Genomic DNA, 15,729 nt, shown 5'->3' with positions numbered 1-15,729 from the left:
TGTCGGTGGCGCCCAGCGGTCCCTCGGCACCGAAGGTCACCCCGGAGCCGGCGCTCGCGTCGGGCGTGCCGCTGGCGCCGGCCGCCTTGGTGGCGCCCTTGGCGTCACCGAGGGTCCAGGCGGCGACCGGGGCGCGGCCGTCGCTGACCAGGAAGATGTGCACGGTCGGCGTCTTCTGCGCGTTGCCGGCCCCGTCGACCGCGGTCACGTGCAGCGCGTAGGTGCCCTCGCTCGGCGGCATCCAGCGGATGGTCGCCGGGCCGCCGGTGGACTCGGCGGGCACCGTCTTCTTGCCGTTGTCGGCCTGCGGGCCGGTGAAGTAGTACGTGTACTTCGTCACGTCGGCCGACGGCGAGTCCATGGTGAAGTCGCCGTAGTCGCCGACGCCCGTGTGCCAGGCCTCGTCGTCCGGGTACCGGGTGGAGGTGATGGTGGCCGACTTGGGCTTGCTGGTGTCGTAGATGAACTCGCAGCGGGTCTGGTCGCCGTCGGTGGACCAGGCGCCGTACGACTGCTGGTCGTAGCCGCGCACGGCCCAGGCGACGGTGGTGTTCGGCGGGATGCTGAAGCCCGCCTCGCCGTCACCGGAGACGTCGGAGCCGACGACGTAGTAGAACGTGGCCACGCCCGTCTGGTCGCTCCAACTGGAGTCCACCGTGGTCTTCTTGGGCGTCATCGCGTAGTGGGTGACCGTGTTGCCGCTGGAGTCGGTCCACCAGACCTTGAACTGGGCCTGCAGCGTCTCGGTGTTGGAGCCGGTGTCGCCGTGGTCGTAGTCGCGGATCACGGCGGTGACGCGCGGGGCCTCGGTGACGTAGTGCTCGGTGGCGCTGCCGTACTCGCAGGTGCCGCCCGGCTTCATCTGGAGGTCGTCCTGGTCGGGCTCCAGGGGCGGCCGGTTGTACTTCACCGACAGGTAGGCGTTGCCGCAGAACCGCTTCCAGTACGAGGTGTCCGACTCGCTGCCCGCCTTCAGCCGGAAGGTGGTGGTGCCCCAGCCCTTGTCGGCCGCGCTCTGCACGGTGCTCGTCGCGTCGAAGCGGACGTTCTGGTTGGTCGACGTGCACGAACCGGCGTTGGCCGTCGGCGACTTGGTGTCCACGGTGGCCTTCGAGGAGGGCTGGTTGGACCAGGTCGTGGAGGAGTTGATGGCGCTCGCGCCGGTGCTGTTCACCCGGGCCAGCTGCACCTCGCGGGCGGACGAGCTGTAGGTGAAGACCAGCGTGACGGCGAACTCGGCGTCGACGATGTCCTTGCCCTCGAACGCCCCCGTGGGCAGCGCGAAGAACTGCCGCTTGACGTCACTGGCGCTGGCGCAGCGCACCGACACGTCGGAGGGGCACAGGCCCACGCCCTCGTCGTCGTCGAACTTCCAGTAGGAGTTGGACGCCCAGTGCGAGGAGACCATGGTCCAGCCGGTGCGGCTGGCGGTCTTGACCACGGGGTCGATGTAGACGGGGTAGACGGTGTCCTTGTCCGCGAGCAGTCCCTGGTCGGGCGTCAGGGTCACCGTCTTGGCGGAGACGTCGAGGCCGACGTCGGCGACCTGGGCACCGTCGGGAGGGGTCACGGTCTCGGTGTCCGCCGCGGCGTCGGCGGCGTGCGCCGAGTCCCACATCAGCGGCCGGGGCGCCTCGAAGACGGCGCCGCCGGCGGCCGGGTCGGTCGCGGTGAGGCCGCCGTCGGGGTTCTCGGTGAGCTTGACGGAGTCGGTGTCGACGGGCAGCCGCAGCCTGGCCAGCTCCGGGTCGGCCGCCGCCTCGGCGTTCTTGACGACCAGCACGTGCGAGAAGCCCTCGGCGCTGGCGGTGACCTTGAGGTCGACGCCGTCCAGGACGTTCGCGTACGTGGCGGTGGAGCCGTCGATCCTCGGCTTGGGCAGCTTGCCCGGCCAGTCGAGGGAGAGCGCGTGGCCGTCCTTGTCGATGGTGGCGAAGGTCGTGTCACCGCCGCCGGAGAACGACATCGGCGTCAGCGCGGCCTTCGGCGCGAGGGTGCCGTTCTTCTGCCTCACGAGGGTGGTGTCGATGTTCGTCCACTTGCCGTCGACGCGGGTGCGCACGGGCTGGACGTACTGCTTCGTGGTGAAGGTGCCGTCGGGGTTGGCGACGGTGGTGCTGCGCTCGTCGCGCAGGCTCTGGATCTCGACGGGCTTGCCGGTCTTCTTCGCCCTGGTCCGGGCGTCGTTGGGGGACAGCGAGGTGCCGCTGCCGGAGGAGGCGGCCTTGTCCGCCGTCGTCCGCTCGGCGGCCGGTGCGGGGACGACGCTGAGGCCGGTCGTCAGGAGCGCCGCGGCGGCGACGACCGCGGCGAGGGGGCGACGGGAGGATCTCCTACGCTTCTGCATGGCGCTGTTTCTCGTTCTCCTCGGCCCGCCGGTCATCCGATCACCCCGAACGTCGAGCCCGCGTCGGGCAGGCCGTTCGCGCCGGGCTGGTACGTGGTGGTACCGGTGCTGGTGGTGCCGTCGACGTCCGTCCACGGCAGGACGTACAGGACGCCCTTGGAGGTGGCCGACTCCTTGCTGTAGGGCACGCCGACGTAGAGGTTGACGCTGCCGGCGACCAGCGCCATGCCGGTGTAGTCGCGGGCGGTCGCGGTGCCGGGCAGGCCCGAACCCCGGGTGAGCACCTTGTCGTTGGTGCCGACGGAGGCGTCGAGCGGACGGAAGACGTGCACGGCGCCGGCGTCCTTGACGGTGGCGGTGTCCTTGCCGGGCTCGCCGACGGCGAGGCGGATGTTCGCGGTGGTCGTCACGACGCTGGTGTCGGTGTTGGCGATCACCACGCGCTGGCCCATGGCGTCACCGGCGACGGCGTCGCCCTCGACGTCCGTGACGCTGTTGTCGAACGCCGTGACCTGCGTGTACGCGCCGGACGGCTGGATGCGGACGACCGCGACGCCGCCCGCGTCGGGGGTGGTCCCGATGTCCTCGCCGGGGATGCCGACGGCGAGCAGCACATCGGAGTTGTACGTCTGGTCGCTGGGCCGGTAGCCGGTCATGGAGACGGAGAAGCCGAAGCGGTCGCCGGCCTCCGCGGTGCCGCCGATGCCGGTGCTGTCCTGGTCCAGCCCCACCAGCGGGGTGGGCATGCCGCCCGACAGGGTGTGGCTGAAGACCGCCACGCCGCCGGCGAACTCCTGGTCGCCGATGCCCTCGCCGGGACTGCCCACGGCGAAGTAGCGGTTGGTGCCGGTGAGCGAGTAGCCGAAGCGGTCGTTCACCTCGGGGTCGCCGGGCACGCCGTCGGAGTATTCGCTCAGGGAGACCTTGGTGCTGCCCTGCACGTACTCGATGCAGCCGGCGTCGGCGTACGTCGTGCCGCCGTAGGTGACGCCCTCGCCGGGCACGCCGATGACCAGGTACGGCGATCCGCTCGCGGTCGTGCCCGCCTTCAGGGCGTAGCCGAACCAGTCGTAGGCCTCGGTCGTGGTGCCGGAGTCGAACCCGGCCTGGCTGTAGCTCTCGATGGCCGAGCCCGTGCCGATGCCGGTGGGCGTGCCGTGGATGACGTAGATCGCCCCGGCGTCGACGAGGTTGGTGCCGTCCTTGACGACGTCCTCGTACGGCGCGCCGACCACGAGGTCGCTGCAGCCGTCGCCGTCGGCGTCGTAGGCGGCGTAGGAGACGCCGAAGCCGTCGCCGGCCTCGGGGGTCGCGTTCATGCCGGTGGTGGCCTGGGAGATCTCGGAGACGCCCTTCCCGCCGCCGAGCACCACCCGCACCAGCCCGGCCTTCTTGGCCCCGTTCACCGTGGCGCCCGGGTCCGCGATCACCGTGTCCTGCACACCGTCGCCGTTGAAGTCGCTCGCCGTGCCCGCCGTGCAGGTGGCGGCGACCGCCTGCGGCGACGACAGCGTCACGCCCCCCGTCGCGGCGAGGAGCAGACCGGCCAACGCGGCCAGTTTCCCCGCCAGATGTGTACGCGTACGCACACTCCACCCCTTGAAGTCTTTTCGGGCAGGCCGGAGTAAGGCCACCCTATGAATGACGTAAGAGGAGACTAAATACGAGCTAAATAAAGGCCGTCAAGACACTTAGGAAATCCGGGTGCACGCGGCAATCACGCAGACCGTGACCCTAGATGTCTAACTCGGGCAAAAGGACCGCGTCTTCACTCGATCTTCACATGACTGGCATGGGAAGGTCGTGGTACGTTCATAGACGCCATAGCTCTCACCAGCGGGAACGCGGCTATTGCACTTTTACCTTTTCTTGGTGAGAGCGCTACGAGAGCGGCCTTATAGCGGCCACCGGGAATACTCACGGAATGCTTCGGGTCCGGCTCTCAGTTCCCCTATTCCGGCTCCGGCTATTCTCGCCCTCGGCCCCTTCGATGCGCCTCAGGACGACTGAGCTCTGCGCCAGAGCCACTTCTGGGTCAGCAGGGTGAGGGTGCCGGCGAGGATGATGCCCAGCAGGTTCAGGAGGAGTTGTTCCGTGGAGCGGCCCGCCTGGGTGGTGTCGCTGTAGACGAGGGCCACGGCCGCGTTCGCGGCGGCCGGGACCGTCGTGACCGAGATGGCCACGCCCACCAGCGCGCCGGACTTGGCTGAGGTCAGGGACAGCGTGCCGGCGGCTCCGGCCAGGACGGCCACCACGAACGAGAACCAGTCCGGGGCGTAGATGAACCCGGTGTTGGGGCGGTCCGCCTCCAACTGGGCCTTGGTGAACAGCCCGACGGCGTCCATGAAGAGGCTGAAGCCCGCCGTCAGCGCCATCGCCGCCGCGAAACCGACCAGCAGCGCGGTGAGGGAGCGCAGCGCCAGCCGCGGGGCGCGCTGCACGATCGCCGTGCAGATGCCCGCCAGCGGCCCGAACTCCGGCCCGACCGCCATCGCGCCCACGATCAGGATCGCGTTGTCCAGCACCACACCGCAGGCCGCGATCATCGTCGCGAGGGTGATGAAGGCGACGTAGGTGAAGGAGAGCGTCGACTCCTCGTGCGTCGCGTCCGTCAGGTGCTCCCACAGCACCGCGCCCGCACCCTCGCCGGGTGCCTCCGCCTCGGCCTTGTCGGCGCGCTTGGACAGGCTCAGGTCGATGTTCTCGACGGCGATGGAACCGGTGCGGTCCAGGCCCAACTGCTGGAGCCCGGAGAGCAGTTCGTCACCCGCCTCGCGTGCCACGTCGCACATCACGACGTCCCCCGCCGGGTTGCGGGCGGCGCCGGGGACGACGACGAGGTGGGTGGTACCGACCGTCTTCTCGATGAGGCGGACCACGTCGTCCGTGGTGGCGGACGGTGTGATCAGGCGCAGGTGCAGCATGCGCGCAGACTAACGGTCACAGCTTGCGCAGGCGCAGCCGCTGGACCTTGTGATCCGGCCCCTTGCGGACGACCAGGGTGGCCCGGCCGCGCGTGGGGGCGATGTTCTCCACCAGGTTCGGCTTGTTGATGGTGCGCCACAGCATGCGGGCGTAGTCGAGGGCCTCCTCCTCGGTGACCTGCGTGTACTTCCGGAAGTACGAGTTGGGGTTCTGGAAGGCGGTCTGGCGCAGTTTCCGGAAGCGGTTGAGGTACCAGCGCTCGATGTCGTCGGCGGCGGCGTCGACGTACACGCTGAAGTCGAAGTAGTCGGCGAGACCGACGCGGGTGCGGCCGTCCTTGCCGGGCAGGGCGGGCTGCAGGACGTTGAGGCCCTCGACGATGAGGATGTCGGGGCGGCGGACGGTGAGCCGCTGGTCCGGGACGATGTCGTAGATGAGGTGGGAGTAGACGGGCGCGGTGACCTCGTCCTTGCCCGCCTTGATGTCGGCGACGAAACGGGTCAGCGCCCGGCGGTCGTACGACTCGGGGAAACCCTTGCGCGACATCAGGCCGCGCGCCTCCAGCTCCCTGGTCGGCAGCAGGAAGCCGTCCGTGGTGACCAGCTCGACGCGCGGGTGCTCGGGCCAGCGGGACAGGAGGGCCTGGAGGAGGCGGGCGACGGTCGACTTGCCTACGGCGACCGAGCCGGCGACCCCTATGACGAACGGGGTGCCCGACTGGGAGCCCTGCTCGCCGAGGAACGTGTTGAGCGCGCCGCGCAGACCGTCGGTGGCGCCGACGTAGAGGTTGAGGAGCCGGGAGAGCGGCAGGTAGATGTCGCGCACCTCGTCGAGGTCGATGACGTCGCCGAGGCCGCGCAGCTTCTCGACCTCCTCGGCGGTGAGGGGGAGCGGCGTCTTGTCGCGCAGCGCGCTCCACTCCGTGCGGGTGAGGTCGACGTAGGGAGTCGCCTCCGGCCGCTGCCGGTGGGCGCTCCGGGGCATCGAGGAGACCGGAGAGATCACAGTCCATTGTTAACGGAGTTTGAACGGGATGGCGGGTGGGGTCCGTCACGCCCGGGGGCGAAGGGGGCGCACGGCCCGTGTCCGGGGGTGCGCGGCGCGGATACGGGGTTCGTATGACCGTGGGAATTTCCGATTTCGGGCACGCGGCGGCTCTTTTCGGCGCTCGTCGGGCCGTAGGCTGCCGCGCATGTGCGGAATCGTGGGATACGTGGGGTCGCAGTCGGCTCTGGATGTCGTGATGGCCGGGCTGAAGCGGCTGGAGTACCGGGGTTACGACTCGGCGGGCGTCGCCGTGCTCGCGGACGGCGGGCTGGCGGCGGCCAAGAAGGCCGGGAAGCTGGTGAACCTGGAGAAGGAGCTGGTGGACCGGCCGCTGCCGACCGGGTCCACCGGCATCGGGCACACCCGGTGGGCCACGCACGGCGGCCCGACCGACGCCAACGCCCACCCCCACCTCGACAACGCGGGGCGGGTCTCGGTCGTCCACAACGGGATCATCGAGAACTTCGCCGTGCTGCGGGGCGAGCTGGAGGAGCGGGGACACGAGCTCGCCTCCGAGACGGACACCGAGGTGGTCGCGCACCTGCTGGCCGAGGAGTTCTCCGCGACCGCCGACCTCGCGGAGGCGATGCGGCTGGTGTGCCGGCGGCTGGAAGGGGCGTTCACGCTGGTCGCGGTGCACGCCGACGAGCCGGACGTGGTCGTGGGGGCGCGGCGGAACTCCCCGCTGGTGGTGGGCGTTGGAGAGGGTGAGGCGTTCCTGGCCTCCGACGTCGCCGCGTTCATCGCCCACACGCGCTCCGCGATCGAGCTGGGCCAGGACCAGGTGGTGGAGCTGCGCCGCGACGCGGTCACGGTGACGGGCTTCGACGGCACGCCGGCGGACGTGCGGTCGTATCACGTCGACTGGGACGCGTCCGCGGCCGAGAAGGGGGGCTATGACTACTTCATGCTCAAGGAGATCGCCGAGCAGCCCAAGGCGGTCGCCGATACGTTGCTGGGGCGCATCGACGCCTCCGGTTCGCTGACGCTGGACGAGGTGCGGATCTCCGCCGGTGAGCTGCGGGAGGTCGACAAGGTCGTCATCGTCGCCTGCGGTACGGCCTTCCACGCCGGCCTGATCGCCAAGTACGCCATCGAGCACTGGACGCGCATCCCGTGCGAGGTGGAGCTGGCCAGCGAGTTCCGCTACCGGGACCCGATCCTGGACGGCCGGTCCCTGGTGATCGCCATCTCCCAGTCCGGCGAGACCATGGACACCCTGATGGCGCTGCGGCACGCCCGCGAGCAGGGCTCCAAGGTCCTGGCGATCTGCAACACCAACGGCTCGACGATCCCCCGGGAGTCGGACGCGGTGCTGTACACGCACGCCGGACCGGAGGTCGCCGTCGCCTCCACGAAGGCGTTCCTGACCCAGCTGGTCGCCTGCTACCTGGTGGCGCTGTACCTGGGCCAGGTGCGGGGCACCAAGTGGGGCGACGAGATCTCCGCCGTCATCCGGGACCTGTCGCGGATCTCCGTCGAGGTCGAGCGGGTCCTGGAGACGATGGAGCCGGTACGGGCGCTGGCGCGCACGCTCGCCCACAAGAACACGGTGCTGTTCCTGGGGCGGCACGTCGGCTACCCCGTCGCCCTGGAGGGCGCGCTGAAGCTGAAGGAGCTCGCCTACATGCACGCCGAGGGCTTCGCGGCGGGCGAGCTGAAGCACGGGCCGATCGCGCTGATCGAGGACGACCTGCCGGTGGTGGTCGTGGTGCCCTCGCCGCGCGGGCGCTCGGTCCTCCACGACAAGATCGTCTCCAACATCCAGGAGATCCGGGCCAGGGGCGCACGGACGATCGTCATCGCGGAGGAGGGCGACGAGACGGTGGTGCCGTACGCCGACCACCTGATCCGCATCCCGGCCACGCCGACGCTGCTCCAGCCGCTGGTGGCGACGGTGCCGTTGCAGGTGTTCGCGTGCGAGCTGGCGACGGCCCGGGGCAACGAGGTGGACCAGCCGCGGAACCTGGCGAAGTCGGTGACGGTGGAGTAGCCGGCGCCCCCGCCCCGGGCTCAGCCGTCGCCGTCCTCCCGGCCTCCCTTGTAGAGGCGGCGGGCGGTGCGGATCAGCCAGTACTCCAGCAGGAAGCCGCCGATCCCGGGGAAGCCGGACGACTCGTCGAACGCGTGCACGAGGAGGGCGACGAGCAGCACGGGCCACAGCACGGCGAGGACGACGGCGACGACGAACCGGGTCGACACGCGCCCGGTGGGCCGGCGCCTCTTCTTCTCCCGGCCCCGCGCCGCGGGAGCCTTCCGCTCGCGCGGCCGGGGTGTCTCGTCCTCGGGCCGGGCCGGCAGCGGGACGACCACGTCGGCGGGGACGGCCGCGTCCAGCACCGCGATCCGCTCGGCCGTGACGTCCCGGAAGAGGGTCGGCTCCACCGCCACCCGGAAGCCGTCGAGGCCGGTCAGGTGGCGGGCGCCGTCGGGGCGGGCGGTCATCGCGGCGCAGGCGTCGTAGCGCACGGTGACCAGGCCGCCCGGCAGCGACAGGGTCACGCCCTTGTCGCCGATGACGAGCGTGACGTCGTCGTCCTCCAGCGACGGGTGCAGCGAGCCGGAGACCCCGGACGCGGAGTACTGCGGGGCGGCGGCCAGGCCCGCCCAGTCGGCGCCCCGCGTCGGCACCTGGAGCAGCCCGTCGGCCCACGCCTCGCGGGCGACCTCGCCCAGGTCGGCCACGGTGACGGCCGCCAGCTCGGCCCGGTGCTGCTCGGGCGTGAGGATGCGGTGGCCGAGCAGCAGGCTGAGCGCGTACGACGGCAGCATCGTCGCGCCGAGGTCGGGGGTGTCGTAGAGCTTGAGCAACTTGCCGCGTACGGAGTCCAGTTCGGCCTGCTCGATGCGGCCCGCGCGCAGCCGGGCGAAGGTGTCGACGAAGGCGCCGACCACCGCGTCCTGTTTCTGCGGCAGCGCGTCGGCGTAGGCGGTGAGGGTGGCGAAGTCGGCGTCGCGCGGGGTGTAGTCGGCCTCCGCGGAGTACGAGTAGCCGCCCTTCTGGCGCAGGTCCTGGAAGAGGGCGCGGCCGAGGACGTCGGCGAAGACGGCGGCCGCGGTGGAGCGGCGCAGCACGGCGGTGAAGGCGAGGTGGCCGTCGGCGCCGCGGAGGTAGGCGGGCGTGACAGGCAGGGCGCTGGTCGGGGCCGGGGCGGGGACGCGGCGCCCGGCGGGCAGGGCCGGGTCCAGGCCGTCCGGCACGCGGTCGGCGGTGATCCACAGCATCGCGTTGTCACGGGTGAAGCGGGTCTCGGCCCAGTGCCGGACCTGTTCGGCGGTCAGGCTCCAGGTGCCGAGCTCGTCGTAGCTGGACAGGCCGTAGCCCTGGGCGCCGTAGCGCCACAGCGGCAGTTGGGCCAGCGGCCCGTTCGACCGGCTGCCGGCCTCGGTGCGCAGGATCTCCTTCTCCGTCTCCAGCCGGTCCATCGGCAGGTCGCGCAGGGCGGCGCAGACGCTGTTGAGGTAGGTGACGACCTCGTCCTCGTCGCCGGTGACGTGGAAGAGGGTGTACGTGTTCGCGGTGGCGCCGTTGTAGTGCAGGTCGGACAGGCCCAGGCGGTGCAGGGCGAGATGCTCGACGAGGTGGGTGACGCCGGCCGTGGGCAGGGTCTCGTCGGCGCGGCCCACGCGGAAGAGGAGACCGGCGGTGACGGGTCCGGGGCGCGGGGCGAACAGGGTGGGGACGCCCTGGACGGTGGTGTGCCCTACGAGGCCGTCGAGCAGGGCGGGGCCGGTGGCCGCCGGGTCGGGGACGGTGGCCGTCGTGTCCTGCGTCGTCATGTGTCGTCTCCCCCTCGGAGCGTCGCCAGCGCGGCCGTACGGTGGTGCGCGAACCGGCTCCTCCACTGCGGCAGGTACTGCCAGAAGGACTCCGAGGCCGTGTCGCCGAGGGCGGCGAAGTGCGGTGCCGCGTCCTGGAGTTGGCCGCCGAGGGAGAAGGCCAGGGCGAAGGCGCTGTGCGCGCCGGTCGACTGCCAGCCCGGGCGGTGCGCGGGGTGCAGCACGGAGGACTGGGCGGCGCGGCGCAGCTCGTCGCGGACCGCGACGTCCCGCATGTACTCGGTGGCCGCGGCGCCGTCCAGCTCCAGCCAGTGCTCGATGTGCGCCTCGGCGACCAGGGCTCCGGCACACGAGCCGTCCGGCGCCTTGGCCGCGCACTCCCCGGCGAAGCCGTGCGCGGCCTCCCAGGTGCCGCCCCACTTGGGGCACAGCTGCTGCACCAGCAGGGACTGGGCGCGGAGGTGGTGCGGATGGTGTTCCGCCAGCCGTTCGTAGCGCCGCCGGGCCTCGGACTGCCCGAGCTCCAGACCGCGGGCGGTCAGCAGCCGGGCGGTCCACGCGGGGGCGTACTCCGGCTGCCGCGCGCACACCTCGATGAGGAGCTGTTCGGCCTTGCGCAGCCAGGAGTGGAACTGCTCGAACTGGTCCCGGCTGACGTACTGGGCCCGGGCGCCGCTGCGGATGCCCCAGCCGACGCGGACGTACCGCTCGGCGAGCAGGGTGTGCGGCAACGGGTCGTCGGGCAGGGCCTTGACGGCCGCCTCCAGGTACGTCTCCGTCCGGTCGACGTTGGCAAGCGCGCCCGCGGCGAAGGAGACGTCGTCGGCGGAGCCGATCCCCGCGAAGAAAGCCTGCGTGGCCGCCCAGTCGCCGTCCCACGCGGCGGTGCGCAGCGGGGCGAGCCCGGGCAGCGCGTCGAACGGATCGCTCACCGGTCCGGACGAACCGACGGGTCTGCCGCCGCCCTTGTCGGTGCTTTTGCCCATACGTCAGCCCCCATGGCGTAGTAGACACGCGTGCGCGCAGACTGGCCCCCCAGGCGCGCGAGAGTTCCCGCAGGTTAGCAGGGAGATGTGACGGAGGGAGACTGAGTTACGGGGGTGAGGGCGTCCCCTCAGCGGGCGTCGCGCTTCAGTGCGCGCACGAACGCGGCGAAGGCCTCCGGCGGGAAGGTGAGGGTGGCGCGGGCCGGGGTTTTGGAGTCGCGGATGGATATGCGGGTGGGGGAGTCGGCGATCTCGACGCAGGAGTCGCCGTCGCCGGGGCCCGAGTAGGACGACTTCCGCCAGTTCCCGGGGGTGTTCATGGGTCGCCTCACAGCTCTTTCGCCAGCTTGTGGATGAAGTCGCGCGAGCGCTCGGGGGTGAGCGACACGGCCTCCACTTTACGGAAGAGCGTTCGAAAGGCGGCGAGCTGGGCTTCGGAGTCGATGAAGGCCGCGCCGTGGGGTCCGTCCCGGACGACGGTGTCCAGCCTGGGCACGGGGCCTTCCGCGTACGTCATGGCGCTCGTGGCGCCTGCGAAACCCTCCAGCTCGAAAGGGATGACGCGCAGGGTGATGTGGTCCGCTTCAGAGAGCTGAAGGATGCGGGAGAGCTGGACTCGTGACGCGGAGCGGTCGCCGACCATGATGCGCAGCGCCGCCTCGTGGATGACCGCTTCGTACGGCTTGGGGGCGGGGCCTTCGAGGAACACTTTGCGCCGCATTCGGTGCTGGACCCGCAACTCCAGCTCCTCGGACGGCAGTTCGGGGACGCGGTAGGCGTAGACGGCGCGGGCGTAGTCCTCCGTCTGGAGCGGGCCGGGGATGTACAGGAACTGGGCTTCCCGCAGGGCTGTGGCGTGGTGCTCCAGCTCCGCGAGGTCGAGGAACGGTGTGGGAAGGGCTCCTCGGTACTCCTCCCACCAACCACGGGTGCGGTCGGTCGCCATGGCCGCCAGGGCATCGATCAGTTCGGCGTCGGAGCAGGAGTAGTTGGCGGCGAGACGGCGCAGACGGGTCTCGCTCACCCCCGAGGCGCCCGCCTCGATCTGGCTGATCTGGACGGAGCTCACGCCGAGCAGTGCTGCCGCCTCGCGACCCGTGAGGCCCGCCGCCTCGCGCAGCCTGCGCAATTCCATGCCCAGGCGCAGCTGGCGCGCTGTCGGTTCGCGTCTCAACCCCGCCATGCACCGCTCCTCGCCTCAACGCGCCTGCGAGCGCGACCCGTTCGGGGGCAGATTACGCGATCGGCTTGCTTGCCCTTAAATCTAAGGTCTACCGTCGGTGACGCAACGGACACGAAGTGCAAGCGCACGCAAGGGAGTCACCCCATGCCCGACAACCGACCCGAGCCCGAGTCCGAGCCCGAATCCTGGGAGTACTCGCTCTCCATCCCCAACGACCCCCGAGCCGTCACCGTCTGCCGCCGCACGCTCCGTCTGATCCTCACCCTGCACGGCCTGATCCGCCTCGTCGACGTCGCCGAACTGCTCGCGGCCGAGCTCGTCTCCAACGCCGTACGCCACACGAAGGGACCCGCGGCCCTCCGCGTGCGCTGGTCGGCGGGTGTGCTGCGGATCGGGGCGTGGGACGCGAATCCGGAACCTCCACAGCCACCGGGGACGTGGGAACTGCTCGCGGAGGCGGGGCGGGGGCTGGCGCTGGTGCGGGCCTGCTCCGACCTGTGGGGCTGGCAGCCGCTGTCCCGGCACGGCAACCGGGGCAAGTACGTGTGGTGCGAGCTGGCCGCGGCGTGACCAGCGGGCCGGAGGTGTCCGGCGGATCGTAAAGTGCCCGTATGAGCATCATTGGCGTCGGTATCGACGTCGCCGAGATCGAGCGTTTCGCCGCATCCCTTGAGCGGACGCCCGGGATGGCGCAACGGCTGTTCCTGCACGACGAGTTGCATCTGCCCAGCGGTGAGCGCAGGGGGATCGCCTCGCTCGCCGCGCGGTTCGCCGCCAAGGAGGCCCTCGCCAAGGCGCTCGGCGCGCCCGCCGGGCTGCTGTGGACCGACGCCGAGGTGTACGTCGAGGACAGCGGGCAGCCCCGGGTACGGGTGAAGGGATCGGTGGCCGCACGGGCCGCGGAGTTGGGCGTGCGGTCCTGGCACGTCTCGCTCAGCCACGACGCGGGAGTGGCGTCGGCGGTGGTGATCGCCGAGGGCTGAGGGCAGACTCGGTCGCATGCGTACTGCGTACAGCGTGGAGACGGTCAGGGCAGCCGAGCGGGACCTCATGGCGCGGCTGCCGGAGGGCGCGTTGATGCAGCGGGCCGCGGCGGGGCTCGCCGCCGCGTGTGCCGAGCTGCTGGGGCGGGTGTACGGCAGCAGGGTCGTCGTGCTCGTCGGGAGCGGGGACAACGGCGGTGACGCCCTGTACGCCGGCGCCCGGTTGGCGCGGCGGGGCGCGGGCGTCCACGCCGTGCTGCTCGCCCCCGAGCGGGCCCACGCCGGCGGGCTCGCCGCGTTGCGCCGGGCCGGCGGACGGGTCGTACGGCCAGACGGGGGCGAGGAGTTGATCGCGCGCGCCGACCTCGTGCTCGACGGCATCGTCGGGATCGGCGGCAAGGGCGGCCTGCGGGCCGAGGCGGTGCCGCTCGCCGGGGCCGCCGCGCGGGCCCGGGCCGCCGTCGTCGCCGTGGACCTGCCGAGCGGCGTCGACGCCGACACCGGCGAGGTGCGGGGCGCCGCCGTGCGGGCCGACCTCACCGTCACCTTCGGCACGCACAAGCCGGGGCTGCTCATCGACCCGGCGCGGGAGTACGCCGGTTCCGTGCGGCTCGTCGACATCGGGCTCGGGGCCGTCCTGCCCGCCGAGCCCGCGCTGGAGGCGTTGCAGCACGCCGACGTGGCCGCGCTGCTGCCCGCCCCGGACGCCGAGAGCGACAAGTACCGGCGGGGCGTGGTCGGGATCGCCGCCGGGTCCGCCCGCTATCCCGGGGCCGCCGTGCTCGCCGTGTCGGGGGCGCTGAGGGGCGGGGCGGGGGCCGTGCGGTATGTCGGGCCCGCCGGGGACGCCGTCATCGCCCGCTTCCCCGAGACGCTCGTCTCCGACCAGGGGCCCGCGAAGGCCGGCCGCGTGCAGGCGTGGGTCGTCGGACCGGGCGCCGGGGACGACGCGGCGACCGTCGCCGAGGTGCTGGAGGCCGACGTACCGGTGCTGATCGACGCGGACGGGCTGCGGCTGGCGGAGCGGGACGCCGTACGGGCCCGTACCGCGCCCACCCTGATGACCCCGCACGCCGGCGAGGCCGCCGCGCTGCTCGGCGTCGCGCGCGAGGAGGTCGAGGGGGCGCGGCTGGCCGCCGTGCGGGAGCTGGCCGGGCGGTACGGGGCGACCGTGCTGCTCAAGGGCTCGACCACGCTCGTCGCCGACGCGGCGGGCGGCGCCGTACGGGTGAACCCGACCGGCACGCCCTGGCTGGCCACCGCCGGCAGCGGCGACGTCCTGTCGGGCCTGACCGGCTCCCTCCTCGCGGCGGGCCTCAGCGCCCTGGACGCCGGCAGCGTCGGCGCCTACCTGCACGGTCTCGCCGGCCGTATCGCGGCCAACGGCGCCCCGATCGGCGCCCACGACATCGCCGACACCCTCCCCAGGGTCTGGCGGGGCATCGGGGGCACGGCCGCCCACGACTGACGTCCCCCACGGACGGCACCGCCCGCCCGCGGCTACGTACGAGTGACCTGCCCGCGCGGCTCCCCCCATCCCCCCGCGCCCCGCGTTTCTCTGATCGCATGATCAGCAGACGTATCGCTTGTATGGCTTCCCGGGGCGCCGCCGTCCTCCTCGCCGCCGCCACCGCCCTCCCCGCCGCCGACGCCTGGGCGGCCCAGCCCGCGCCCCCCGCGCCCGGGCCCGAGGCCGAGCTGGTTCCCGGGGTCGCGCCCGGGCCCGCCCAGCCGTGGCAGATCGACACGCCCGACCAGGTGCTCGCGCCGAAGGTGTACACGCCCAGCGCGGCGGAGGACGCCGTCGAGCCGCGGGCCGCGGCGGCGGGGACGTACGACCTCGTCGAGTACGTCCCCCTCGGCGACGCGGTCGCGAAGGTGACGTGCAGCAAGCAGACCGGGCCCTACCAGCGGCAGGTCGAGCGGTGGCTGAAGCTGAAGGTGGACGGCCGGCAGTCCGCCGCCGACTGCCGGGCCATCCGGACGTTCCAGGCCGACCACAAGATCAAGCCCGCGATCGGGTTCGCCGGACCCGTCACCTGGGCCACCATGCAGCTCATCGGGGCGAGGAAGAACCCGAACGCGGCAGGGAAGTGCCCGGTGCGCACCTACCGGGTCGCCTGTGTGGACCTCAACCGCGAGCTGACCTGGGTGCAGAAGGGGAAGAAGGTCGTCTTCGGACCCGTGCCCATGCGGAGCGGGCGCGCCGGGCACCGGACCCGGGCCGGCTGGCACACGATCTACTGGCGGCACAAGAACCACTGGTCCACCCTCTACAACTCGCCCATGCCCTACGCCCAGTTCTTCGACGGCGGCCAGGCCTTCCACGCCGTCTACGGCAGCATCTACACCACCGTCGGCTCCTGGGGCTGCGTCAACCTGCGGCTCGGCGACGCCCGCACCCTGTGGGGCGTCCTGAAGAAGGGCGACCACGTGTACGTGTGGGGGCGGCGGCCCGGCGCGTGACCGCCGGGGGCC

General features: G+C 71.9%; 13 protein-coding genes. 5 read left to right on the top strand and 8 right to left on the bottom strand.

The window, feature by feature from the left end:
• From ACYF6T_RS06695 to coaA, 4 genes are all read right to left on the bottom strand, one after another.
• Nucleotides 1-2,347: DNRLRE domain-containing protein (locus ACYF6T_RS06695; RefSeq protein ID WP_461694176.1), on the bottom strand; the 2,347-nt coding region annotated here is incomplete at its 3' end.
• 32 nt (nucleotides 2,348-2,379) lie between these two features.
• Nucleotides 2,380-3,936 carry an FG-GAP and VCBS repeat-containing protein gene (locus ACYF6T_RS06690; RefSeq protein WP_461694174.1) on the bottom strand — a complete coding sequence of 519 codons (1,557 nt, stop codon included), beginning with the start codon at nucleotides 3,934-3,936 and terminating at the stop codon, nucleotides 2,380-2,382.
• Nucleotides 3,937-4,344: 408 nt separating this feature from the next.
• Nucleotides 4,345-5,271 carry a DUF389 domain-containing protein gene (locus ACYF6T_RS06685; protein WP_461694173.1) on the bottom strand — a complete coding sequence of 309 codons (927 nt, stop codon included), beginning with the start codon at nucleotides 5,269-5,271 and terminating at the stop codon, nucleotides 4,345-4,347.
• Nucleotides 5,272-5,287: 16 nt separating this feature from the next.
• Nucleotides 5,288-6,256 (bottom strand): type I pantothenate kinase, encoded by a 969-nt coding sequence (coaA, locus tag ACYF6T_RS06680; RefSeq protein ID WP_461694172.1) that lies wholly within the window; start codon nucleotides 6,254-6,256, stop codon nucleotides 5,288-5,290.
• A gap of 208 nt (nucleotides 6,257-6,464) precedes the next feature.
• Here coaA and glmS point away from each other — a divergent pair, with 208 nt between their 5' ends.
• The gene (gene glmS / locus ACYF6T_RS06675; protein ID WP_461694171.1) at nucleotides 6,465-8,312 is read left to right on the top strand and encodes a glutamine--fructose-6-phosphate transaminase (isomerizing); all 1,848 of its coding nucleotides are present in this window, start codon (nucleotides 6,465-6,467) and stop codon (nucleotides 8,310-8,312) included.
• 20 nt (nucleotides 8,313-8,332) lie between these two features.
• On the opposite strand, the gene ACYF6T_RS06670 is transcribed toward glmS, so the two are convergent.
• From ACYF6T_RS06670 to ACYF6T_RS06655, 4 genes are all read right to left on the bottom strand, one after another.
• Nucleotides 8,333-10,099 carry a M16 family metallopeptidase gene (locus ACYF6T_RS06670; protein WP_461694170.1) on the bottom strand — a complete coding sequence of 589 codons (1,767 nt, stop codon included), beginning with the start codon at nucleotides 10,097-10,099 and terminating at the stop codon, nucleotides 8,333-8,335.
• Nucleotides 10,096-11,085, bottom strand: coding sequence for a tetratricopeptide repeat protein (locus ACYF6T_RS06665; protein WP_461694169.1), 990 nt, complete (start codon nucleotides 11,083-11,085; stop codon nucleotides 10,096-10,098). Before ACYF6T_RS06665 ends, ACYF6T_RS06670 begins: the two co-directional genes overlap by 4 nt.
• A 128-nt stretch (nucleotides 11,086-11,213) precedes the next feature.
• Nucleotides 11,214-11,405: a DUF397 domain-containing protein gene (locus ACYF6T_RS06660; protein ID WP_461694168.1), complete on the bottom strand. Its 192-nt coding sequence runs from the start codon at nucleotides 11,403-11,405 to the stop codon at nucleotides 11,214-11,216.
• An 8-nt stretch (nucleotides 11,406-11,413) separates the two neighbouring features.
• Nucleotides 11,414-12,268, bottom strand: coding sequence for a helix-turn-helix domain-containing protein (locus tag ACYF6T_RS06655; protein WP_461694167.1), 855 nt, complete (start codon nucleotides 12,266-12,268; stop codon nucleotides 11,414-11,416).
• Between the two features lie 144 nt (nucleotides 12,269-12,412).
• On the opposite strand from ACYF6T_RS06655, the gene ACYF6T_RS06650 reads away from it, so the two are divergent.
• From ACYF6T_RS06650 to ACYF6T_RS06635, 4 genes are all read left to right on the top strand, one after another.
• On the top strand, nucleotides 12,413-12,838 hold the full coding sequence (locus ACYF6T_RS06650) for an ATP-binding protein (RefSeq protein WP_461694166.1): 426 nt from the start codon (nucleotides 12,413-12,415) through the stop codon (nucleotides 12,836-12,838).
• 41 nt (nucleotides 12,839-12,879) lie between these two features.
• Nucleotides 12,880-13,251: a holo-ACP synthase gene (locus ACYF6T_RS06645; protein ID WP_461694164.1), complete on the top strand. Its 372-nt coding sequence runs from the start codon at nucleotides 12,880-12,882 to the stop codon at nucleotides 13,249-13,251.
• Between the two features lie 16 nt (nucleotides 13,252-13,267).
• Nucleotides 13,268-14,719, top strand: coding sequence for an NAD(P)H-hydrate dehydratase (locus ACYF6T_RS06640; RefSeq protein WP_461694162.1), 1,452 nt, complete (start codon nucleotides 13,268-13,270; stop codon nucleotides 14,717-14,719).
• Nucleotides 14,720-14,817: 98 nt separating this feature from the next.
• Nucleotides 14,818-15,717, top strand: coding sequence for a L,D-transpeptidase family protein (locus ACYF6T_RS06635; protein WP_461694161.1), 900 nt, complete (start codon nucleotides 14,818-14,820; stop codon nucleotides 15,715-15,717).
• The last annotated feature ends 12 nt before the right edge of the window (nucleotides 15,718-15,729 follow it).

This window comes from Streptomyces sp. 7R007 (assembly GCF_054850255.1).
Note: the sequence above shows the minus strand (reverse complement) of the source record. Positions and strands in the feature narration are given on the sequence as shown.